General features: G+C 54.8%; 24 protein-coding genes and 1 pseudogene. 14 read left to right on the top strand and 11 right to left on the bottom strand.

The window, feature by feature from the left end; all coding sequences use genetic code 11:
* Nucleotides 1-231 (bottom strand): DNA polymerase III subunit theta, encoded by a 231-nt coding sequence (locus F3I15_RS01580; RefSeq protein WP_150016298.1) that lies wholly within the window; start codon nt 229-231, stop codon nt 1-3.
* A gap of 191 nt (nt 232-422) precedes the next feature.
* Between F3I15_RS01580 and F3I15_RS01575 the strand changes: the two genes are divergently transcribed.
* Nucleotides 423-770 (top strand): YebY family protein, encoded by a 348-nt coding sequence (locus F3I15_RS01575; protein ID WP_039384858.1) that lies wholly within the window; start codon nt 423-425, stop codon nt 768-770.
* Nucleotides 771-1144: 374 nt separating this feature from the next.
* On the opposite strand, the gene F3I15_RS01570 is transcribed toward F3I15_RS01575, so the two are convergent.
* On the bottom strand, nt 1145-1900 hold the full coding sequence (locus F3I15_RS01570; protein WP_150016297.1) for a glycosyltransferase family 25 protein: 756 nt from the start codon (nt 1898-1900) through the stop codon (nt 1145-1147).
* A gap of 794 nt (nt 1901-2694) precedes the next feature.
* Here F3I15_RS01570 and F3I15_RS18260 point away from each other — a divergent pair.
* Nucleotides 2695-2871 (top strand): cold-shock protein, encoded by a 177-nt coding sequence (locus F3I15_RS18260; RefSeq protein WP_150016296.1) that lies wholly within the window; start codon nt 2695-2697, stop codon nt 2869-2871.
* A gap of 106 nt (nt 2872-2977) precedes the next feature.
* Here F3I15_RS18260 and F3I15_RS18130 read toward each other — a convergent pair whose 3' ends face one another.
* Nucleotides 2978-3148: a hypothetical protein gene (locus F3I15_RS18130; protein ID WP_039384855.1), complete on the bottom strand. Its 171-nt coding sequence runs from the start codon at nt 3146-3148 to the stop codon at nt 2978-2980.
* 202 nt (nt 3149-3350) lie between these two features.
* Between F3I15_RS18130 and F3I15_RS01560 the strand changes: the two genes are divergently transcribed.
* From F3I15_RS01560 to F3I15_RS18120, 3 genes are all read left to right on the top strand, one after another.
* Nucleotides 3351-3557 carry a hypothetical protein gene (locus tag F3I15_RS01560; protein WP_150016295.1) on the top strand — a complete coding sequence of 69 codons (207 nt, stop codon included), beginning with the start codon at nt 3351-3353 and terminating at the stop codon, nt 3555-3557.
* 137 nt (nt 3558-3694) lie between these two features.
* Nucleotides 3695-3832 carry a hypothetical protein gene (locus F3I15_RS18125; protein WP_190314871.1) on the top strand — a complete coding sequence of 46 codons (138 nt, stop codon included), beginning with the start codon at nt 3695-3697 and terminating at the stop codon, nt 3830-3832.
* A gap of 166 nt (nt 3833-3998) precedes the next feature.
* A complete protein-coding gene (locus tag F3I15_RS18120; protein WP_190314869.1) occupies nt 3999-4166 on the top strand; it encodes a hypothetical protein in 168 nt (55 codons plus the stop codon).
* Nucleotides 4167-4363: 197 nt separating this feature from the next.
* Here the strand turns inward: F3I15_RS18120 and rsmF are convergent, their stop codons facing one another.
* The 3 genes from rsmF to yebS all read right to left on the bottom strand — a co-directional run bounded on the left by rsmF (nt 4364) and on the right by yebS (nt 9710).
* Nucleotides 4364-5788, bottom strand: coding sequence for a 16S rRNA (cytosine(1407)-C(5))-methyltransferase RsmF (gene rsmF / locus F3I15_RS01555; RefSeq protein ID WP_150016294.1), 1425 nt, complete (start codon nt 5786-5788; stop codon nt 4364-4366).
* A gap of 75 nt (nt 5789-5863) precedes the next feature.
* Nucleotides 5864-8497, bottom strand: a complete 2634-nt coding sequence (locus F3I15_RS01550) for a PqiB family protein (RefSeq protein WP_150016293.1) — start codon at nt 8495-8497, stop codon at nt 5864-5866.
* Nucleotides 8466-9710: a membrane integrity lipid transport subunit YebS gene (gene yebS / locus F3I15_RS01545; RefSeq protein WP_150016292.1), complete on the bottom strand. Its 1245-nt coding sequence runs from the start codon at nt 9708-9710 to the stop codon at nt 8466-8468. Before yebS ends, F3I15_RS01550 begins: the two co-directional genes overlap by 32 nt.
* A 217-nt stretch (nt 9711-9927) precedes the next feature.
* Here yebS and F3I15_RS01540 point away from each other — a divergent pair, with 217 nt between their 5' ends.
* The 4 genes from F3I15_RS01540 to htpX all read left to right on the top strand — a co-directional run bounded on the left by F3I15_RS01540 (nt 9928) and on the right by htpX (nt 14367).
* Nucleotides 9928-10428 (top strand): GAF domain-containing protein, encoded by a 501-nt coding sequence (locus F3I15_RS01540; RefSeq protein ID WP_150016291.1) that lies wholly within the window; start codon nt 9928-9930, stop codon nt 10426-10428.
* A gap of 96 nt (nt 10429-10524) precedes the next feature.
* Entirely contained in the window at nt 10525-11205 is a 681-nt protein-coding gene (proQ, locus tag F3I15_RS01535) for an RNA chaperone ProQ (RefSeq protein WP_150016290.1), read from the top strand.
* Nucleotides 11206-11225: 20 nt separating this feature from the next.
* Nucleotides 11226-13265, top strand: a complete 2040-nt coding sequence (gene prc / locus F3I15_RS01530) for a carboxy terminal-processing peptidase (protein ID WP_150016289.1) — start codon at nt 11226-11228, stop codon at nt 13263-13265.
* Between the two features lie 220 nt (nt 13266-13485).
* The gene (gene htpX, locus F3I15_RS01525) at nt 13486-14367 is read left to right on the top strand and encodes a protease HtpX (RefSeq protein WP_065649128.1); all 882 of its coding nucleotides are present in this window, start codon (nt 13486-13488) and stop codon (nt 14365-14367) included.
* A 68-nt stretch (nt 14368-14435) separates the two neighbouring features.
* On the opposite strand, the gene F3I15_RS01520 is transcribed toward htpX, so the two are convergent.
* Entirely contained in the window at nt 14436-15812 is a 1377-nt protein-coding gene (locus F3I15_RS01520) for an MFS transporter (protein WP_150016288.1), read from the bottom strand.
* Nucleotides 15813-15954: 142 nt separating this feature from the next.
* Entirely contained in the window at nt 15955-16194 is a 240-nt protein-coding gene (locus tag F3I15_RS01515; RefSeq protein ID WP_150016287.1) for a YobH family protein, read from the bottom strand.
* 208 nt (nt 16195-16402) lie between these two features.
* Here F3I15_RS01515 and F3I15_RS01510 point away from each other — a divergent pair, with 208 nt between their 5' ends.
* The 5 genes and pseudogenes from F3I15_RS01510 (at nt 16403) to rlmA (ending at nt 19530) form a co-directional block, all read left to right on the top strand.
* Complete coding sequence (locus F3I15_RS01510) at nt 16403-16678, top strand: YebO family protein (protein ID WP_150016286.1); 276 nt, start codon at nt 16403-16405, stop codon at nt 16676-16678.
* Between the two features lie 19 nt (nt 16679-16697).
* A complete protein-coding gene (locus tag F3I15_RS01505) occupies nt 16698-17699 on the top strand; it encodes an MBL fold metallo-hydrolase (RefSeq protein WP_150016285.1) in 1002 nt (333 codons plus the stop codon).
* Between the two features lie 514 nt (nt 17700-18213).
* Nucleotides 18214-18285, top strand: a pseudogene (locus F3I15_RS18435) (DUF2627 domain-containing protein); the annotation flags it as partial.
* Between the two features lie 84 nt (nt 18286-18369).
* A complete protein-coding gene (cspE, locus tag F3I15_RS01495) occupies nt 18370-18579 on the top strand; it encodes a transcription antiterminator/RNA stability regulator CspE (protein WP_021510024.1) in 210 nt (69 codons plus the stop codon).
* 138 nt (nt 18580-18717) lie between these two features.
* Nucleotides 18718-19530, top strand: a complete 813-nt coding sequence (gene rlmA / locus F3I15_RS01490) for a 23S rRNA (guanine(745)-N(1))-methyltransferase (protein WP_150016284.1) — start codon at nt 18718-18720, stop codon at nt 19528-19530.
* On the opposite strand, the gene F3I15_RS01485 is transcribed toward rlmA, so the two are convergent.
* From F3I15_RS01485 to F3I15_RS01475, 3 genes are read right to left on the bottom strand one after another with little or no spacing between them, the layout of a single operon-like run.
* Nucleotides 19527-19985: a DUF986 family protein gene (locus F3I15_RS01485; RefSeq protein ID WP_150016283.1), complete on the bottom strand. Its 459-nt coding sequence runs from the start codon at nt 19983-19985 to the stop codon at nt 19527-19529. The two genes, rlmA and F3I15_RS01485, sit on opposite strands and share 4 nt — an antisense overlap.
* Nucleotides 19986-20037: 52 nt before the next feature.
* Entirely contained in the window at nt 20038-20883 is an 846-nt protein-coding gene (locus tag F3I15_RS01480) for a PTS mannose transporter subunit IID (protein ID WP_150016282.1), read from the bottom strand.
* Nucleotides 20884-20897: 14 nt separating this feature from the next.
* On the bottom strand, nt 20898-21698 hold the full coding sequence (locus F3I15_RS01475; protein WP_108569380.1) for a PTS mannose/fructose/sorbose transporter subunit IIC: 801 nt from the start codon (nt 21696-21698) through the stop codon (nt 20898-20900).
* Nucleotides 21699-21725 lie beyond the last annotated feature (27 nt).

Below are 21725 nucleotides of genomic sequence, written 5' to 3'. Positions count from 1 at the left end.
TTATTTCTGCTTAGGTTCGTAGGGCAGGCGGGAAAGGCTGAGCGAAGCCTGGCGATAGTGCATCAGGCGCTGACGAAACCAGTCGCGCAGCGCTTCCGGCTGCTCGCGTTCAACCATCTCCGCCACCACCGGCATATTGTAGCGCTCTTTAAACGCGACGCCTGCTGCTGCCAGCTCAACGTTGACTTTGTCTTTCTCGTCCTGCGACAGCTGTGCAAGATTATAACGCATGCTTTTCTCCTGATAATCAGCGGCAAAAATAATGGTTTCATGCAGCAGGATCAAGGGCAACCGGATCGCACTGCAGGTCTCGACACGCTGAATCGGGCGGCGTATCCTGCTGCCACATCAGCGGCAGCGCCGGAAAACCCGCCGGGTAATCTGTCTGCCTGCCGTGTCAGTGAAGATGAAATGAGGTCAATATTTTGCTGAAAAAAGTGATCCCTGCCTGCCTGCTGCTGGCGCTCTGCAGCCAGGCGCTGGCGGGCGAAATTATTACGGTCAGTCGTTTTGAAATCGGTAAGGCAAAGTGGCCCTTCACGCGTGAAGAGGTGATGCTGACCTGTGAAAAGGATGGCGCACTGTTTGCCATTAACCCCAGCACGCTGCTGCAGTACCCGCTGAATGAAAAAGCGCTGGCGCGTGCCGATGCGGGGCAGGGCACGCTGCAGTCGATTAATACTATTCTGGCAGATGATAAGGCGCATCCCGGCAGTAAAATGTCGCTGCAGCCGATTATCGATCGCGCGCAGCAGCTGTGCGTTAAGTAAAAGCCGGCAGACGCCGCCGTCAAAAAGCGTTGCAGGCGTCTGGTAGTGCCAGCGCGATCACAGAGTTGGCAGCTTTCCGGCTCGCCTCAGGCTGCTTGCTGGACAATGTTCGCCGTTGGACTACCTTTAAAAGGCAAGGCACCTCGCCTTCAAAAATGCCAACTTTTAGCGCACGGCTCACTACGAGCCATTTCCCTGGACCCGATACAGGAATCGTATTGGGTCTTTTTTTAACTAATTGTTATTGAAAGATAACTCAGTGATTTCCCGGCATTTACCCGACATCTCACTCCGGACGGCACTCTCACCGGTTCTGAACAGGTAAATTAAGGCGTTAGCAGATAGTCAGTCAGCTACCTGACAGAACAGAAGCGTTATCCCTTTCCCTGATCCACTATTTTATAAAACAGTGGAACGATTGCTCGCCGGAAACGATGTTTTAACCTGGCTTTTAACGGTCGCGATGACATAAGTTTTTTCCAGATAACCTTTTTTTGCCGGGCAATCTCACCCATATCATTATTACTGTTTATTGTAGACTGGCTGGCCTCTTCGGAGAGCTGAACCGGATGCGGGACCACTGAAAAAACGCTTACAAACGCATGCTCTTCAAAAAGCGTCCATTTATCTGCAGTGATCCAGACAGGATGCAGGTTTTTTAAGAGTGATTGCGCGGCTTTGTGGTTAATTACGTATGAGTGAGTGGTGGTTGCCTGCAGCGTTTTATGCAGAGCATGTTTATGGGTTAAATGAGAGACAGGGGATGATAAATAACTGTTTGCACGGCTAAAAAGGATCACTTCTGGTCTGTGGCTGGCGGGCTTTATTTTTTCCAGTACGTCCCTGGCTTCGCGAGTGAAAATAATGTCATCTTCCAGAATCATTGCCGCTTGAATATTGCTGTCGACGATTTTCTGGTAAATTTTTTGATGACTTAATGCGCACCCAATCTCTCCGGGTAAAAATGCGTAATTAATCGGTGCACTTGCGGCAGCTCTTTCATCGGCTGTCATGAGCGTGCCATCGACCGCTTCGACAAATTCGTAATCAAGATTAAGTGCATCAAGCTGGGATGCAATTTTATTCCGTCTTTCAATCGATCTTTTTAAGTTTACAATAAAAATTTTCATTATCTGCCGGGCACGATGTGCGTTTCCTTTGCATTCCTGACCTGAATAATGCAGATATTATCATATAAACAATCTTGCTGAGTATAAGGCCTCAGCCGGTAACTGGCTCCGTTGAGTAGTTAATAAACCGGATAAACAGGTTAAAAGTTTGCCTTGTTGCTAAAACAGTCTATGCTTAAAGAGTAACAACTCAATGCGCCGCATCTAACGACGGACTGTTTGCTAATCAATGATGATCAACAGGCGCACCAATTCAGGGCTCTGCTTCGGCAGGGCCTTTTCTTTGCCCGCTGCTGGCCTGAATGTACAGGCAGTAGCGGGCAAAGCGCTCACTCCAGCAGATAAATACCCGCAACGAGTGTGCCAACAGAAATAATATGCAGTAGCTCAGTCATGATTCGCCCTCCCGGATATGTACAGACAAAGTCAAGGACGGATATCACACTTCGTCAAATTTAATCATGGCGGGTGATTATTCTGAAACAGCGCTATCGTCCTGCGTTTTGTCTGAATTCAGCGTGACGGCGGTGATGCCGACAGATCGCTAACTGATTAACTTCAGAGAATAAAGTGGCTTGCCTGCCGCACTAACTTCGGGTTGCGTTGTCTCGAGTACAGATGTTTTAGTCCGTATCGATCTTAAAAACACAGCAAAACTCTTTTTTTGTACTATATTGTTATAGCAAAGGGTGAGTTTTGTAAAAAAGTCATGCTGTACCTTCAACAATAAACAGACAGGCCGCGGCAGGCCGTTTTAAACCAAAGGATATAAAATTATTTCAGTTTCAATTTCTATGCGTTGTCCACACTGTCTGGGCTCGCAGTATCGCAAATCCGCATTTGACGTTTCTGAGAAGAATCCGGCGGGTGCTAAGTGCATATTCTGCAAAACAGCGATGGTTGCTCTTAACCCTGCGGCGATGAATACGTTAGCTAAGCTTAAAACAAATAACGATATGCTTCACAGATAACCGATCTCTGCCACGCAAAAGGCCACCCCAGGGTGGCCTTTTTACGTTTTGCTGACGGCAACATATATACCGATGGCTACAGAATAATCCAGCGCCTGGCAGGCGCTCAGGCTTCAGGCTGGCCTGCCGGGCCTTTGCTCATCGGCCCACCGGGCACCGGATGCTCCATCGGCGGAGCAGGGCGGCCATCCGGACCCAGCGGGCGTTCCGGCTGCTGACAACCGGCCAGCATCAGCAGACTGGCAGAAATAATTAATCCACTAAAAAACAGCTTCATCAGAGACTCCTTGATTAACAGGCAACCCGGCGTTGCACATTAATCCTGGCTGATAAATCTGTGTGATGACAGCAGCGGCTGGCTTAATTTCATCGCCCTGATTAAAACAGCTGTAAGGCCAGATTTTTATCTCAGACGTCGCCATTCATGGCGTCATTGCTTCTGTTGCCTATACTTAGGTTCTTAATGACAGGAGGCGAGCATGTTCAAACATAACAGTAATGACGAGCGTAAACATGAGGGCGATGTAGCCAAAGGATTGCCTGAAGCGGCTCCCTCTGCCGGGAATGCATATGAAGAGGATGACCATCCGGTTCAGGACGCGCCGGATGAGCATGGCGAAATTCCCCGTACGCGCGACAGCAGTGAAGATGAAAAGAAAGATCCCTGGGAAGATAAAGGGAAATAACGCGTAGACGCTAAATAAGCGTGGTGTGGCATTTATCTTTTTTTCTGCGGCTGGCGCACATATTCCTCAGGCTGCCGCAGAGTGTTACACAACAGTGCCTATACTGAACATACCCAACCCAGGGTCAGGAGGTAAATATGTCAGAACGTCCAGAAGATATTCAGCCTATCCCCGATGATGGACAGGCACCCGGTGCAGATGAAGATTTGCCCATGGATGATGGTGCCGTACCCAATGATGACGCGCTTCCTGTGGATGACACGCGTAAAATCTGATCGGGATGTATTTACCACTCAGTTAACCCGTATGGCCTGACGCTATACGGGTTTTTTATGAGCAATTTTCTGGCTGTATTGGAGATTAAGAAAGAGTAAAGCAGCGTTATACCGCCTGAAATGCTATAAAATGCCCGGGTTTCTTATATTTCAGGACAGATCATTAATGGCAGATACACACTATTTACTTTGGGTCATGACAGGGACGCTGACGATTCTCAGCCTGTTTATTGGTGCAATTGTCGGACAGGCGAAAACCCGCCGGCTGGGTATCATGACCTTTGCCGGCCTCTGGACATTTTTTATGCTGGCAATATTTTTGATAACCCGCTAACCCACTATCAGCAGATGCACCAGCCGGGCCAGCGATTCCAGCAGCAGCAGGCTGCCGGTCACCAGCATAATCAACACAATGATAAACTGCTTACGGCCCTTCATGCTGTGCTCTCCATGGGCGACGCCATACCGGCATTACACTATGCCGGTTGGGTTAAACTGACGCTAAACCATCAGATTATGAGCCGCAGCCCGCTAGCGAAACAGCCGGCCGTCACGTACCAGCTCGCGCGGATAGCTGTTTTTAATGCGGTTGCCCACTTTTTTAGCCAGCCCAAGCGGTTGCTGTTGCCAGGTGACGATGACCTCATCCCGGTCAGGCAGCGTCTCCGGATGGATATCCTGTCCGCGATACCAGCTCTCCGCTTCCGCTTCATTCAGCGCAAACGCCAGCGATGCATCAGGCCGGGCCAGCGCCATCACCGCCTCATGCTGCCAGCGGTAGCCTTTAGGAAAGGTTTCAGCCAGTTTCAGACCGATGCGTGAGAAGCGCACCTTATTCAGCCACTGCTCGGCGCTGGCAGGAAACAGCCACAGCTCTTTATCACGCTGCCAGAGCGTCAGGCTCTCATCCCACTGCAGGCCCACTTTAGCCGCTGCCTGCATTACATCCGCGCTAAATTTTCGGCTGGCGGGCGCAAACGGCAGTTTACCGAGTTTATAGCCTGGCGCCGGCAGTGGCGGCACGCTGGCGGTTTTACGCAGACGCGCGACGAAAAATCCTTCGCTGTCGAAGCGGTGCGGAAACACGTGCAGATAGCCTTCCGGCGTCAGGGCAGCCTCTGCGCCGGCAAACAAATCCTGCAGCGACAGGATCTCAATGGCGTCGGGATAGCGTGCCAGCAACCAGGCTATGACCTGCTGATTCTCAATAGTGTTAAGGGTACAGGTGGAGTAGATCAGCACGCCGCCAGGTCTGAGCGCGTGAAAAGCGCTGTCGATAAGATCGCGCTGGGTCGCCGCAATCGCCTCGGTGCTGGCCAGCGTCCAGTTGCGCAGCGCATCCGCATCTTTACGCACCACGCCTTCGCCTGAGCAGGGGGCATCAAGCAGGATGGCGTCGAACTGTTCCGGCAGCGCTGCGCCAAACACCCGACCATCGAAATGCGTCAGCGCTACGTTGCTGACGCCGCAGCGGCTGATATTGGCATGCAGGACTTTGACCCGGCTGGCGGAGTATTCATTGGCGAGGATCGCGCCGCGATTATGCATCAGCGCCGCCAGCTGCGTGGTTTTGGACCCGGGTGCCGCCGCCATATCCATAACCTGCTGTGCGTCCGGCGCGGCGGCAAACAGCGCCGTCACCGGCAGCATCGAGCTCGCTTCCTGAATGTAGAACAGACCGCTGAGATGTTCAGCCACGCTGCCAAGCGGCAGGCTCTCATCATCGCGCTCGATCCAGAATCCCTCTGCACACCAGGGAACCGGCGTCAGCCGCCAGCCATACTGTGCCGTGCGGGCAAGAAAATCAGCTACGCTGATCTTCAGCGTATTCACGCGCACACTTTTACGCAGCGGCTGCTGGCTGATAGCAAGAAAGCGTTGCAGGTCAGCTTCATCAGAGAGGCTGGCACGCATGAGGGTAATGAACTCTTCAGGAAAACGACTGGACACAACAATTTACCGCGCTGACAAATGATGGGCGCAGTGTAGCACGCGCAAAGAGAACGGGCAGCCTGCTGGCTGCCCGGTTGTTTAGCGCGGAGCCGGGATAGCGGTACCCCAGTCACGCCACGCTTTCGGCGCTTCATCCTGCAGCAGGAAGTGTTTGTTGGCGCCTGCCTGCGGTGCCAGCGGCACGGTTGGCGGCGTAGCGAACTGAATGCCGCCGCGAATAAACTGCTGGAAGGTGCCGGTTTTCACCACGCCGCCAATCAGGCCAAAATCGAGGTTATAGCCGGATGCCAGCCAGAATACTGAGTTATTCCGCACCAGATGCTGATACTTTTTACTGATGCGCAGCGCAATCTGCACCCGATCGGCCATATTACCCAGCGAGGTGCCGGTGACCGTACCGACCTCAACGCCGCGGAACAGAACCGGCGTGCCCAGGGAGAGCGAGCCCGCCTCGGCGGCATCGACATAAATGTTCAGGCCGTTCAGGTAGCGCGAGTCGGTAATTGTGCTTTCCTGCAGCTCGAAGCTGCGCGCCATCGCACCTTTGCCGGGATCGACGTTGACATAGGGCTGCAGAATCGTCTCCAGATGGTTGACACCTGCCGCAGAAATTTCCGGCGACACCACTGAGAAACGGCTGCCCGTGCGGGCAAAGTCCTGCACATACTCCGGATAGAGCACGGCTTTAGCGACCACCTGATTGTTATCCTGACTCAGCGCCAGCGACTCCACCTGACCGACGTTAATACCGAGATAGCGCACCGGCATGCCTGCTGCCAGCTTACTGCCGTCGTAGGTGTGCAGGGTGATCTGGCTGCCGACGGCGCGCGCTGCGGTTTCTGACGCATAGAGCACGCGCTTAACGCCTTTTTTCGCCTGCGCACCGGTCAGATTGTCAAAGCTGATGGCGCCTTTCAGCGCCCGGTTAATCGGCGACGCCTGCACGGTGAGACCGCTGCCGTTAAGCTGCACTTTTGCACCACCTTCGGCCCAGAATACGCTTTCGCTGGTCAGCAGCTTGCGATACTGCGGCTGGATATGCACTGCAATATCAAACGCATCCGCACGCGGCACCACATCGACCACTTCACCGACTTCAAACTTACGGTAGAGCACCACCGAGCCCGCCTGCACGTCCGGCAGGCTGGTTGCCGTCAGCGTCAGCGTGGCAGGTGGCTGATTGCCGGTGATCCCTTCAGCAGCACGCTCGGCGTCTGCATAAAGCGGGTAGCGGCTGGAGGCTTTCCCTTTTGCGCCGGGATCGAGACGAATACCGCCATCCACCCATTCACGTGCGCTGGCACCCAGCACCTGCATACCATCCAGGCCAAATTTTACGTTCAGGCGGCTATTGACGATAAACTTGCTGTCAGCGTGCACCAGCTGACGATATTCAGGATTAATCGCCACCACGAAATTGATGCCGTTCTCGTCCAGTTTACGCGAGATCACCTGACCAATCTTCATGCCATAGATCACCAGGGGCTGACCGGCATCGATACCGTAGGTCTCGGGCGCGCTAAGCTGTACCGTCAGGACATCCGGTTTCTGCAGCAGCGTTTCGCTGGCGGGCAGCACGCTGAAATGGTCCTGCGGTTCGCCGTCACCGGGCACCAGCTCCAGCGTGTTACCGGTGAGCAGGCTGCTCAGGCTGGTGTCAGTGAGGCTGAGTTTTGGTGCGCGCATCTCAATACGTGTTCCGCTGCGCATCAGTCCGGTCACTGAGGGATCAATCGTCAGTTCGCCAGAGACTTTGCCGTCAGGCAGCAGCGTAAGTTTGGTCAGGGTGCCTACTTCCAGTCCCTGATACATCAAAGGGGTACTGTTGGCTTTGAGGTTGTCGCCGCCAGGCAGATCGAGGTTGATCAGCACGCCGCGCTGGCTGTGCGCCAGATCCGGATAGAGCTGATAGTTCTGCTCGCTCTCGGCCGGCTCGCCTTTTTCCGGTGAATCAAACGCAATAGCGCCGTTTACCAGCGCGGCCAGACTCTCCAGTTTCACCTTCGCGCCGCTCAGGCTGACATCTGCATCAATACCGGAAACATTCCAGAAGCGGCTCTGCTTTTTGATCAGATTGATAAAGCGCCGCTCGATCAGCACATCAATGGTGACGCCATCAGTATTGCTATTAAGGCTGTAGTCATAGACGTGACCCACCGGGATTTTCCGGTAGTAGACCAGCGAGCCGGTATTAAGCGAACCGAGATCGGGCGCATGCAGATGGATGAGCAGCTCGCCGGTATTAACCCGGTATTTAGGCTGCGTATCAAGCGCGGTGAAATGGTCGCGCTCTTTGCCATCGCCAGGCATCATACCGATGTAGTTACCGCCCACGAGCGCATCAAGACCGGAGACGCCGGCAAGGGAGGCTTTTGGCGTCACCAGCCAGAATTGCGTATTCTCGCGCAGGGCGTCGCGCATATCGCTTTTGATGCTCGCTTTGATACGAATACTGCGATAATCATCACTCAGCTCAATGCCCTGCACAGTACCGACCTCCACGCCCTGATAGCGAATCGGCGTGCGGCCCGGCACAATGCCGTCCGCCGTCTGGAAGTTAATGGTAATGGTGGTACCGCGCTCCTGATAATTAGTCCATAAAAGCCAGCCGGCAATCAGCAGGGCGATAACGGGCAAAAGCCAGAATGGCGACAACTTACGTTTGTTACGCACGGTTGCGCTAGTCGGTGTAGTCGGCGTTTCCTGTTGCATGTGCATCCCAGATCAGGCGGCTATCCAGCCACTCAACAGCCATAATAGTCAGGATTACCGCAGCGCCGAAGTAAAACGCGGCAGGTCCCATGGTAAAAGCCAGCAGCTGATCGCGATTGACCAGCGACATGGTTAAAGCAATAACGAACAGATCCAGCATCGACCAGCGTCCCACCCAGGTCACTACGCGCAGCAGCCGGATGCGGGTTTTCAGCCCCTGTTCGCATTTGAAGTGAATGCTGAGCAGCAGCGTCAGCATCACCAGCACTTTGGTGAAAGGCACCAGGATACTGGCGATAAATACCACCGCAGCGATGGGAATATTGCCTGAGCCCAGCCCAAGGATACCGGAGAAAATAGTGTCTTCGCGCCGCGAACCGTTCACAAACACCACGGAAATTGGCAGCAGGTTGGCCGGTATCAGCATCACAATCGACGCAATCAGTGCCGCCCAGGATTTTTGCAGACTGTGGCGACGGCGAAAATCAAGCGGCGTGTGGCAGCGGGTACAGCGACCACGCTCATCGGGCATACCGGTGTGATGACAGTTGAGGCATACCTGCCAGTGCTCCGGTGGCGCGGTTGGGGTGGTCTGGGGATAGTAATGCTCCCAGAGCTCTTCCACATTAAGATGAATAATAGTGAGCAGGCTTAACAGGGTCAGGGCTACGTAAGCGGCCAGACCGTAACCCAACGCCAGCGAGGCGTAATCCTGAACTTTGATAGAGGCTACGCCGATACCCACCAGGTAGATATCCAGCATCACCCACTCTTTCAGCCGCTCAAGCATCAGCAGCACCGGTCGCAGATTCATGCCCAGCCGGTTGCCAATCCACAAATAGCTGATGCCGGCAACCAGCGTCACCGGAGCCCCGATAGTACAAAACGCGACCATGGCGGCCGTCAGCACGTTACCCTGCTGCGCCATCTGCAATACGCCTTCCAGCAGACTGGCGTTTATGCGCATGCCAAGCAGGCGGATTTCAACCAGGGGCAGGCTGAAAGCAAAGGGCATCAGCACCAGCATTGTCACTGCCATCGCGGTCAGACGACGCATTGACCAGTCACGGCCATTCTGAATTTTGGCGTGACAGCGCGGGCAATAAGCCGTTTGATGCGATTTCACATCCGGTAAGGAAAAAAGGGTATCGCATTGGGGGCAACGCTGATAACGTGCGTGGGGCAAGCTCTGGCTGATAGCGTGAATTTTCATAAGTGACGCGAGTGGCCCATCATTCGTTACGGTTGCCGGCAGTCTGAACAGAACATGCAGCCTGCACTATCTTGTGGTACGAGATCAGTCTCAATCATAGCGTGCTAAGGGTATAGCAACTTATTCAATGATTCACCTTGTTGGGCTGGATTATTAGTGCTTATTTTAACAACTGAGGGAAAACTGATACCTCTCAGTGATGAATTATGGTTGATCAATGAACAAAAAAGCCTTTTACGAGGAATTAAATCGTGATGCCCGGGCGCTGCTGGCGGGCGAAACCTCTTTTCTTGCCGCGCTGGCTAACTGCAGTGCGCTGCTGTTTGAGCGTCTGGAGGGGGTTAACTGGGCAGGCTTCTATCTGCTGACTGAAGAGAATACGCTGGTCCTGGGTCCGTTCCAGGGCAAGATTGCCTGCGTGCGTATCCCGGCAGGTAAAGGCGTTTGCGGTACGGCAGTGGCTGAAGAGCGCGTGCAGCGCGTGGATGACGTTCATGCGTTTCCCGGTCATATCGCCTGTGACGCCGCCAGTAACGCAGAAATCGTGATTCCTCTGAAAGTGAATGGCCTGCTTGCGGGCGTTCTTGATATCGACAGTACGCTTTATTCCCGCTTTGATAGTGAGGATGAAGCAGGGCTGACAGCCCTTGCCGACGGGCTTTGTGAGGTGCTGGCGAACAGCAACATCGAAAAATTTATTGCGCTGTCGCATAGCTAATCGTCTGGATTGCATGGCATTTGGCGATGTTGTCATTATAATGTCGCCTGTTCATGCCCGCTCTGGTCGGCAAATCCGTTGTAATCAGGAAATTTCATGGAAAATCAACCTAAGTTGAATAGCAGTAAAGAAGTCATCGCCTTTCTGGCGGAACGTTTTCCGCACTGCTTTAGCGCTGAAGGTGAAGCGCGTCCGCTCAAAATCGGTATCTTTCAGGATCTGGTCGAGCGCGTTCAGGGCGAAGATAGTCCGAGCAAAACGCAGCTGCGTTCAGCTCTGCGTCTTTATACCTCCAGCTGGCGTTATCTTTACGGTATCAAAGCCGGCGCAACGCGTGTCGATCTCGATGGCAACGCCTGTGGCGTGCTGGATGAGCAGCACGTAGAGCATGCGCGGAAGCAGCTGGAAGAGGCAAAGGCACGCGTTCAGGCGCAGCGTGAGCAGCAGCGGGCGAAGAAGCGCGAGGCGGGAGAGGAGAGTGCAGAGCGTCGTCCGCGTAAGCCAGCACCGCGTAAAGCAGCTGAAGGTGAGACGCCGCGTAAGCCGCGCCCTCAGACGCCACGCACCGGTGCTGCAGAACGCAACGCCGCACCACGTCCGCCGCGGGCAAAACCCGTTACCGACACCTCAGCTTTGCAGCCAGGCCAGAGTATTAAAGTCAAAGCAGGCAAAAGTGCTATGGACGCCACCATTCTTGAAATCACTAAAGATGGCGTTCGGGTACAGCTTGCTTCAGGCCTGGCAATGATTGTGCGCGCAGAACACTTGCAGTTCTGAAACGGAGGCCCGACCCTGGCATGAACAGCTTTTTTAAGATCGGTATGATCGCGGGCCTGCTGCTGGCAGGCCCCTCCGTTGCCGCAGACAATATCACGCGTGCAGACCAGATCCCGCAGTTACATGAAGAAGCGCAGCATCCCACGGTCAGTGAGCGGGTTACATCGCGCTTTACCCGCTCTCACTACCGTCAGTTCGATCTGAATCAGGATTTCTCAGCAAAAATTTTTGATCGCTATCTGAACCTGCTGGATTACAGCCATAACGTGCTGCTGGCATCAGACGTTGCGCAATATGCGGACAAAAAAACCACGCTCGGCGACGAGCTGCGCAGCGGCAAGCTGGATCTGTTTTACGCGCTCTATAACCTGGCACAAAAACGCCGTTTCGAGCGCTATCAATATGCGCTGACGGTGCTGGATCGTCCGATGGATTTCAGTGGCAATGACACCATTGATATCGACCGGGCGAAAGCACCGTGGCCAAAGAGCACCGCAGAGCTGAACGCGCTCTGGGATGCCAAAGTTAAATATGATGAGCTCAGCCTGAAGCTGGCGGGCAAAGATGACAAAGAGATCCGCGAAACGCTGACCAAGCGCTACAACTTTGCCATCCGTCGCCTGGCTCAGAGCAACAGTGAAGATGTCTTCCAGCTCGCAATGACCGCCTTTGCTCATGAGATCGATCCCCACACCAACTACCTCTCCCCGCGCAATACTGAGCAGTTCAACACCGAGATGAGCCTGTCGCTTGAGGGGATTGGTGCCGTGCTGCAGATGGATGATGACTACACGGTCATCAACTCTATGGTCGCTGGCGGTCCGGCAGCAAAAAGCAAATCGATTACCGTTGGCGATCGCATTGTCGGCGTGGGTCAGCCAAGCAAGCCTGTTGAGGATGTTATCGGCTGGCGGTTGGATGATGTGGTATCGAAAATCAAAGGACCTAAAGGCAGCAAAGTACGCCTTGAGATCCTGCCTGCCGGTAAAGGCACCAAAACCCGGACCGTAACGCTCACGCGTGAAAAAATCCGTCTGGAAGATCGGGCGGTCAAAGGCACGGTGCATAACGTCGGCAAAGAAAAAGTGGGCGTGCTGGATATTCCGGGCTTCTATGTCGGTCTGACTGACGATGTCAAAGTGCAGCTGCAGAAACTGCAAAAGCAAAATGTGGACAGCGTTGTTATCGACCTGCGAACCAACGGCGGCGGTGCACTGACTGAAGCGGTCTCTCTCTCCGGACTCTTTATTCCGGGCGGCCCGGTGGTCCAGGTCAGGGATAACAATGGACGGGTGCGTGAAGACAGCGATACCGACGGCATTGTTTACTACAAAGGCCCGCTGGTAGTGCTGGTCGATCGGTTCAGCGCGTCAGCCTCGGAAATCTTTGCCGCGGCGATGCAGGACTATGGCCGGGCTCTGATTGTTGGTGAACCGACCTTCGGCAAGGGGACCGTGCAGCAGTATCGTTCTCTGAACCGCATTTACGATCAGATGCTGCGTCCGGAGTGGCCTGCGCTGGGTTCTGTTCAATATACCATTCAGAAATTTTATCGTATCAATGGCGGCAGCACGCAGCGTAAAGGGGTGACCCCCGATCTGCTGATGCCAACCGGCGTTGAAGCGGCAGAGACCGGCGAAAAATTTGAAGACAACGCGCTGCCGTGGGACAGCATTAATGCGGCAACCTATACCAAAACCGGTGATATCACCGCGCTGGTGCCGAAGCTGACGCAGTCCCATGCCGATCGCATTGCGCAGGATCGTGAGTTTCAGTACATCATGAAAGATATTGCGCGTTTCAATGCGATGAAAGATAAACGCAATATCGTGTCGCTCAATCTTGCCCAGCGTGAGAAAGAGAGTCACGAAGAGGACGCGCTGCGTCTGGAGCGTATTAACGCGCGTTATCAGATGGAAGGGAAAAAGCCGCTTAAGAATCTTGAGGCGCTGCCAAAAGATTATAAAGAGCCCGATCCCTATCTGGATGAGACGGTGAAGATCGCTAACGATCTGGCGCAGCTGTCCTCTTCTCAGCCCGCTGCCACTCCGGCGAAGTAATCCTGAAGCCGGTCACAAAACACCGCTACGGCGGTGTTTTTTTTTGCACTATACTCGCTAAATAAGTGGTCTGAGCAGTTTGCAACCGATCGCCTGGGCAGAATGTAAAGTTTTGTTTTTTTAGACACTTAAAGATTAAGGTCGCTTGAAAAGCCGCGCAATGAACATAGGATATATATCCGCGTACAAGCGCGTGAACAACTGAGGAAGATTAACATTTATGATGCGTATTGCTCTTTTCCTGATCACCAACCTGGCGGTGATGTTGGTATTCGGACTCATCCTGAGTCTGACAGGAATCCAGTCAAGCAGTGTTCAGGGCCTGATGATTATGGCGGGTCTGTTTGGCTTTGGCGGTGCGTTCGTTTCACTGCTGATGTCCAAATGGATGGCGCTGCGCTCCGTTGGCGGGGAGGTGATTACACAGCCCCGTAATGAGACCGAGCGCTGGCTGATGGAGACTGTGGGTCGCCAGGCGCAGCAGGCTGGCATTGCGATGCCGCAGGTCGCGATTTATCATGCGCCCGATATCAATGCCTTTGCGACCGGTGCACGCCGCGACGCGTCCCTTGTCGCTGTCTCAACCGGTCTGCTGCAGAACATGAGCCGCGATGAAGCTGAAGCCGTGCTGGCGCATGAGATCGCGCATATCGCCAACGGAGATATGGTCACCATGACCCTGATTCAGGGCATTGTGAACACCTTTGTTATCTTTATCTCGCGCATTATTGCGCAGGTTGCATCGGGCTTTCTGTCCGGCAACCGGGATGGTGAAGAGAGCAGCAACGGTAATCCGCTGGTCTACTTTGCAGTTGCAACGGTGCTGGAACTGCTTTTTGGTATCCTCGCCAGCATCATTACCATGTGGTTCTCACGCCACCGCGAGTTTCACGCTGATGCAGGATCGGCAAAACTGGTTGGCCGTGAAAAAATGATCGCCGCGCTGCAGCGTCTGAAAACCAGCTACGAGCCGCAGGAGCCAGGCAGCATGATGGCGTTCTGCATCAACGGTAAAAACAAGTCGTTCAGTGAGCTGTTTATGTCTCACCCGCCGCTTGATAAGCGCATCGAAGCGCTGCGCAGCGGGCAGTATCTGAAATAATCCGCTCAGCCGACGAAAAGAAAAGGCATCACCCTGGTGATGCTTTTTTTATTTGCGTGCGGGCAGCGTCAGGCCGCCGCGCGTGACTGGGTCAGCCGCACCAGACTTATCGCAGCGGCTGCGGAAGCAAAGCCTCCGGCAAGGATCAAAGAGGCGTGCGTGCCGCTGTCGCTGAACAGGTTAAACATCAGGGCCACCAGCGCTGCACCGGCACTTTGTCCTGTCAGCCGGGCGGTGCCCAGCATCCCGCTGGCTCCGCCGCTGCGGTTGCGCGGGGCAGCAGAGATAATGGTGTGATTATTGGGTGACTGAAACAGGCCAAAACCGGCACCGCACAGCATCATACGCCAGATGATATCTGCATCAGCAGGCTGCGCCGGGAGCATGGCCAGCAGAAACAGCCCGGCGGCAAACAGCGCCAGCCCCAGCCCACCCAGCAGGCCGGCGTGGTACTTCTCAATCAGACGTCCGGCAATCGGCGCCATCACCATTGTTGCCAGCGGCCACGGCGTCAGCAGCAGGCCGGTTGCCACTTCATCCCGGCCAAGCACGTTCTGCAGGTAAAACGGCAGCGATACCATCGCCAGCATCTGCGCGCAGAAAGAGCAGACGGAGGTGCCGATGGAGAGCGAGAACAGCGGCAGACGCAGCAGATCAACCGGTAGCAAGGGCACCGGCAGAGTTAGCTGACGCCGCACAAAGATAATACCGGTAACGATCAGCGCCGCCAGCTCGGTCACGATCAGGCTGGCAGGCTGCCCCTGCGAAAAGCCGCTCAGGGCAGTGATAAGTAACCCAAAAAACAGCGCGTTCATCACCGCGCTCGGAATATCGAACTTCTGCTGACGCGCTTTTTGCGGATTGTCAGGCAGAAAGCGCAGCGCCAGCCAGAGTGCGGCAAGGCCAAACGGGATATTAATTAAAAAGAGCCACTGCCAGCTCGCCACGGCCAGAATAGCCGCGGCAATAGTGGGGCCGGCGGCACTGGAAACCGCCACAATAAGTGAGTTGATCGCCATACCGCGTCCGAGAAACCGCTGCGGATAAATAATCCGGATTAGCGCGGTGTTGACGCTCATCAGCGCGGCGCCACCAAATCCCTGCAGCACGCGTGCCACGGTTAGCGTCGTCAGCGTGGAGGAGAGGGCGCAGAACAGCGATGTCGCGATAAACAGGACCAGGCCGGCCTGATAGATACGGCGGTATCCCAGCATATCACCCAGAAAGGAGAGCGACAGCAGCGAGATCACTATTGCGATCTGATACGCGTTAACTATCCAGATTGATTCAGCCGGGCTGGCGCTGAGATCGCGCGCTATCGTCGGCAGCGCTACGTTAGCGATAGCGCCATCGAGTACCGCCATCATAATACCCAGCGCAATCGTGATGATTGCGCCATAGCGCTGCGGCAGCGGAAGTCCATCCTGAGGGGCAATTGAAGGCATAATAGTGGTAAGTAAAGGAAGTGAATATCATCATGCTAATCAATTTAGCGCCGGAAAGCATCGCCGCAGGCGTGAAAAACCTCTATTTCGCTGATGCCGGCATAGCGAAAATGAAAACGGGCTCGCGCTGAGCCCGGAAGGGTTACTGGTTATCAATGACATCGCCGCTTTTTTTCAGCAGCGGACAGGCCGTTACACCGACAATTCCGCTATCGGTATGCAGATACCGGGCGGTCATCACGCCGCGTGCGGTCAGGTAGTTACACTCCAGGCCAAGACCCGCCGCTTTCTCAGCGCTGCCGGTCAGAACACCATAGCCGGTGAAGAGCAGCGCCAGCCACAGCAGGGCGAACAGCATCACCAGACGAATAAAATATTTCATTACTATCTCCCGAAATTGAAAACGCGCCGCATCCGTTTGGCAATAAGCGCGACAGGCGTACCATGCCGTGCTTTACACGCCAATACGATCGGAGATAGCTGAAAGCGCTGCGGCAGGCAACTGCATTTGTAGCAGAAGATATCTTTTCCTGGCGCAACGGGTAGAATTAGCGCCGTTAAATCCTTACTGATAGTCACCTGAGGCAGTTATGAACGAATTAGCCGCAAACACCAGCCCGCTGCTGCACTATGGCATCGTGGCGCTCATTATCCTTGTGGCCTTTATCGTCTGGTTTTTTGTTAATCGCGCCAGCGTGCGAGCCAGCGAGCACCTGCAGCTGCTGGAAATGCTGGTGGAAGAGCAGAAAAAACAGACCGCACTGCTGCGTCGTATTGCGGAGGCGCAGGGAGAAACGTCGTCCGCTGTGCAGGATGACGAGGGCACGGCTTCACGCGACTTTATCCGGCTGATCCCGGAGCGCTGAGAGTAAAAACGGAGAGGGCATGAGCCGCAGAAATCCCTGGTACGACGCCTCAAAAGCACACCATACTCCTGACGGGTTTTGCAATCCTGAAGGAGAACAGCGTAAGCCAGGTGATTTACAGCGCTGGCGTCGCGAACGTAAAGCGCAGCATCTCCCGCCGCCGCCTGCCAGCGGCTATGCTGATTTCAGCGCTCGCTGGTATCAGCAAGCCGATCTGAGCGGCAGCGACGATCGCATCTGGTGGCTGGGCCATGCCGCGCTGCTGCTGCGCCTTAAGCAGCGCTATATCCTGATTGACCCGGCTTTATCACCGCGCGCTTCGCCGCTGCCCTTTGCCGGTCCTGAACGCCGGGTACCCTCACCGCTTGATGTGGCCCGGCTGCCGCAGCTCGACTATGTACTGATTTCACATAACCACTACGATCATCTTGACCGGGACACGATAAAGCGCCTGCTGCGCTGTTTTCCGGAGGTAAAGATGATGGTACCGCTTGGCCTGGGCGCATGGTGCCGGAAGCGGGGGGCCCGCAACGTCACCGAGATGGACTGGTGGGAGTCAGCAGATAGTCAGGATCTGAGCATTACTGCAGTGCCGGCGCGCCACTGGAGTATGCGCACGCTATGGGATCGAAATCGCTCGCTATGGTGTGGCTGGGTGGTGCGCTGCGGCACGCTCAACTTCTGGTTTTCCGGCGACAGCGGTTACAGCGATAGTCTGCTGCAGATCGCGCAACGGCTGGGGCCGTTTAATCTGGCCGCCTTGCCGGTTGGCGCGTATGCACCAGAATGGTTCATGAGCAGCCAGCATATGAACCCGCAGCAGGCCGTAGAATTATGGCAGTATGCCGGGCATCCATTAACGATACCTATACACTGGGGCGTGTATGAACTGGCTGATGAGGCGCTGGACGCGCCTCCTGCTGAACTGCAGCGTGTACTGGACGCAGCCGGAACGCCTCTGGCCGGACGATTCAGCCCGTGGCGGATAGGGGAGAGCCGGACGCTGTCAGATATTGAATGAGATTTTTCTTACCGACGATGAATAGGGTGTACAGTTTTCTTAACCTGTCCGGGTTTGCGAGCTTATAAAAATAACAGATAAGTTCAGCAGGTTAATGCTTATATCCGGAGCGGCCGGATAATAATTTTCCCGGTTTTGGTGCAAAAGCGTTTTATAACCTTTACCCCGCTGGTTTAATTGTACAGTTTGTACATTAAGAGAAGCAGGCGCTGTTATTTTACAATGCAGGAATAAATAATCTTTTTCTGCCATAAAAGTGCAACACGTTTAACGTAGCGTTTCACGCCTGACGCAAATCGATGCGCTGCCGCTGCGCTTGACGTAGCTGTCGAAAACCGCTAGCCATCAAGGGTTTTGTGCGCCATTTCGTGTTTGCAGTTCCTGTTTTCGGGCGACGGTGCGCGGGTCTCAGATAATAATGTGCGACAAGTCGACCACTGTTTAAAAATGGCTTGCCATTATTTAGCGGATGTGTGATAACCATCAGCGGGTCAAACGAGGTACAGTTCTGTTTATGCATGGCATTTTCAGTAAAGAAGTTTTGAGTAAAGACGTTGACGTTGAATACCGCTTCCTTGCCGAACCTTAAATTAGTGCCTCATTCAGTAACGTCTCTGTTTCTCAGCAATACTGCCTCCGGGCAAAATAAACATTTAAAGGAATTTGCAAAATGGCAAAGATTAAAGGTCAGGTTAAGTGGTTCAACGAGTCTAAAGGTTTTGGCTTCATTACTCCTGCTGACGGCAGCAAAGATGTGTTCGTACACTTCTCTGCTATCCAGGGTAACGGCTTCAAAACTCTGGCTGAAGGCCAGCAGGTTGAGTTTGAAATTCAGGATGGCCAGAAAGGTCCTGCAGCGGTTAACGTTACCGCTATCTGATTTTTCGCTCAGCCCGGGTCACTGTACCTGCTGAAACGAATCCTAAGCCCTGCTCTCTGAGCGGGGCTTTTCTTTATCCTTTTTGTTACTCCTGCTTCAGGGTAAACTGCGCCGCTTATTGTTGAACCGGAGTCTGCTATGTCCCTGATCTGTCCCCTGTGCCGCCAGCCATTAACCCAGCAGCCGGGCGTGTTTCGCTGTGACGCTGGTCATCAATTTGACCGGGCCAGAGAAGGGTATGTCAATCTTCTGCCGGTGCAGCACAAGGGTTCGCGAGAGCCGGGTGACAGCCTGGAGATGCTGCAGGCGCGCCGCGCTTTCCTGGATGCCGGGCACTATCAGCCGCTGCGCGATCGCGTGGCAGCGATACTGGCGCAACGCCTGACGCGACCCGCGGCTCAGGTTCTGGATATCGGCTGCGGTGAGGGGTATTACACCAGCGCCATGGCCAGCGCGCTGCCTGACGCTGAAATCTATGGGCTGGATGTTGCCAAACCGGCTATCCGGATGGCGGCAAAACGCTATACGCAGGTACGGTTTTGCGTTGCCTCCAGCCAGCGGCTGCCGTTTGCCAGCGCGGTGCTGGATGCGGTGGTGCGCATCTATGCGCCCTGCAATGAAGAGGAGCTTAGCCGGGTGGTAAAGCCAGGCGGTTATCTGCTGACCGTTACGCCGGGTCCGCACCATCTGCAGCAGTTCAAGGCGCTAATCTATTCGCAGGTGCAGCTGCATGCTGCAGAAGAGAAAACCTATACCGGCTTTACGCTCTGTGAGTCGCAGTCTCTCAGCTATGACCTGACGCTCAGCGGCGCGGAAGCGGTAAGTCTGCTGCAGATGACGCCCTTTGCCTGGCGTGCAACGGAAGCGGTATGGCAGACGCTGGCAGAGGCAGAGGCAGAGCAGTTCCGCTGTGACGCTGATTTTACTCTCTCTCTGTGGCAGCGCGATTAGCGGGCGGCGAGGAGCGTATGCCAGATACGCTCCAGGTCATCCAGCGTATGCACAGCAATAAGCAGCCGGCGCCGCTCCAGCTGTATTACTAAAACCCCCTCCTGCGAAAGGTTAATCGCGGCAATGCGCGCATAGCGGATCCAGATCCCGTTATCAAACAGGCCCTCCTGTTTCATCAGCAGCACCGGGCGACGCAGCCAGAATACCCAGAGCGTCAGGGCGCACAGCACCATGATAAGCGTTGTCGTCAGCATCGGCCCTGCATCGCTGATATTTTTCCACAGCAGGATCAGCAGCAGTCCGATAAATATCGCGCTGTCGGGCAGGTGACGTCGTCGCAGTGCGACGCGCAGCAGGGTGACGCCTTTGCGGCGCGGCAACACCACATCATGATAAATAGCAAACAGCAGCAGAGCGGCGATGCAGAACATCAGCAGCAGATCGGTCAGCGCCATTACCTCTCCTTTTTACACTCTGCCCATGTTACGCGTCCGGCCGGAGGGCGGTTTAGAGTCCCAGCAGGCCAATCGCGTAACCAATAATCCCGAGCGCAAAGAAACCGATGATGATCCACAGCGCGTTAACTTTGCGACGCAGCAGCCACATACAGCCAAATGTCAGCAGCAGCGGGATCAGGCCCGGCATAAGCTGGTCGAGAATCGACTGCACGGTGGTTACCGTGGTTTTCCCGGTCTGGTCGGTAATGCTGGATACCACCAGCGGCACGTTAACGTGGGTCCATTTATTGACCAGTGCGCCCATCACAAACAGGCCGAGGATCGAAGCGCCTTCGGTGAGCTTCTGCAGAAAACCGCCGCCCATATCGCTGACGATATCAACGCCTTTGCGATAGCCGTAAGCAACGCCGTAGTAGCGGGTCAGCAGGCGCACAACGTTAAACAGCACAAAAAACAGCAGCGGGCCCAGCAGGCTGCCGCTCATGGCAATCCCTGCACCAAGCGCGGCAAATACCGGCCGTACGGTGCCCCAGAAGATAGGATCGCCTACGCCTGCCAGCGGCCCCATCAGACCCACTTTAATGCCGTTGATGGCACCATCATCTATGGCGGCGCCGTTTGCCCGCTGCTCCTCCATCGCCATGGTGACGCCCAGTACCGGCGCGGCGACATAGGGCTGCGTGTTGAAAAACTCCAGATGACGCCGGATCGCCTGTTTACGAGCGTCGTCGTTTTCCGGGTAGAGGCGTCGGATCACCGGCACCATGGAAAAACAGAAACCGAGCGCCTGCATACGTTCAAAGTTCCATGACCCCTGAAGCAGGTTAGATCGTATGAACACGGCGCGGACATCACCGGAGGTGAGCTTTTTAGCTATTCGCGTGCTGTCAGCCATAGTGGCACCTGCTCCTAGTCAAGTTCATTATCAAGGTCGTTTTGCGAGGCACCTGCCGGCGCTGCGCCTGCGACCCGGTTATATTTCGGGGCGAGCTGGATATAGAGAATCGCCATCACGACGCCGATAACGCCCAGCGCAACCAGATTGAAATCAGTAAACGCGGCGGTGACAAATCCGAGATAGAAGAACGGCATCAGATAACCGGCGCGCATCATATTGATGACCATTGCGTATCCGACTACCACAATCATGCCGCCGGCGATGTTAAGGCCGTTAGTGACCACCTCCGGAATGGAACTCAGCAGCGTATGCACGGCGCTGGTACCGACAGAGATAGCGACAATCAGCGCCGGGATGGCGATGCGCATCGCCTGCAGCAGCAGGGCAGAGACATGGATCCAGGAGATAGCGGTGAGGTTACCTTTTGCGGCCGCGTTATCTGCCGCATGCTGAAACGCCACGGTCAGCGTTCGCACAAGAATGGTCAGCACCTGACCCGCTGCGGCCAGCGGGATCGCCAGAGCGATACCGGCACCGACGCTCTGGCCGCCGGCAATCACCAGAATGGTGGATATGATGGAGGCGAGAGCCGCATCGGGCGCTACCGCCGCCCCGATATTCATCCAGCCCAGCGCAATCATCTCCAGCGTGCCGCCGATAATAATGCCGGTTTTCATGTCACCCAGCACGGCACCAATCAGGGTACAGGCCACAAGCGGACGGTGAAACTGAAACTCATCCAGGATAGAACCCATACCGGCAATACAGGCCACGATAAATATCAGCACAATCTGTAGCGTGGTTATTTCCATGTTGCATCTCCTCAGCACGCCCGCCGT

The sequence above is a fragment of the Pantoea sp. M_9 genome (genome assembly GCF_008631385.1).
Lineage (GTDB): Bacteria > Pseudomonadota > Gammaproteobacteria > Enterobacterales > Enterobacteriaceae > Pantoea > Pantoea eucrina.
Note: the sequence above shows the minus strand (reverse complement) of the source record. Positions and strands in the feature narration are given on the sequence as shown.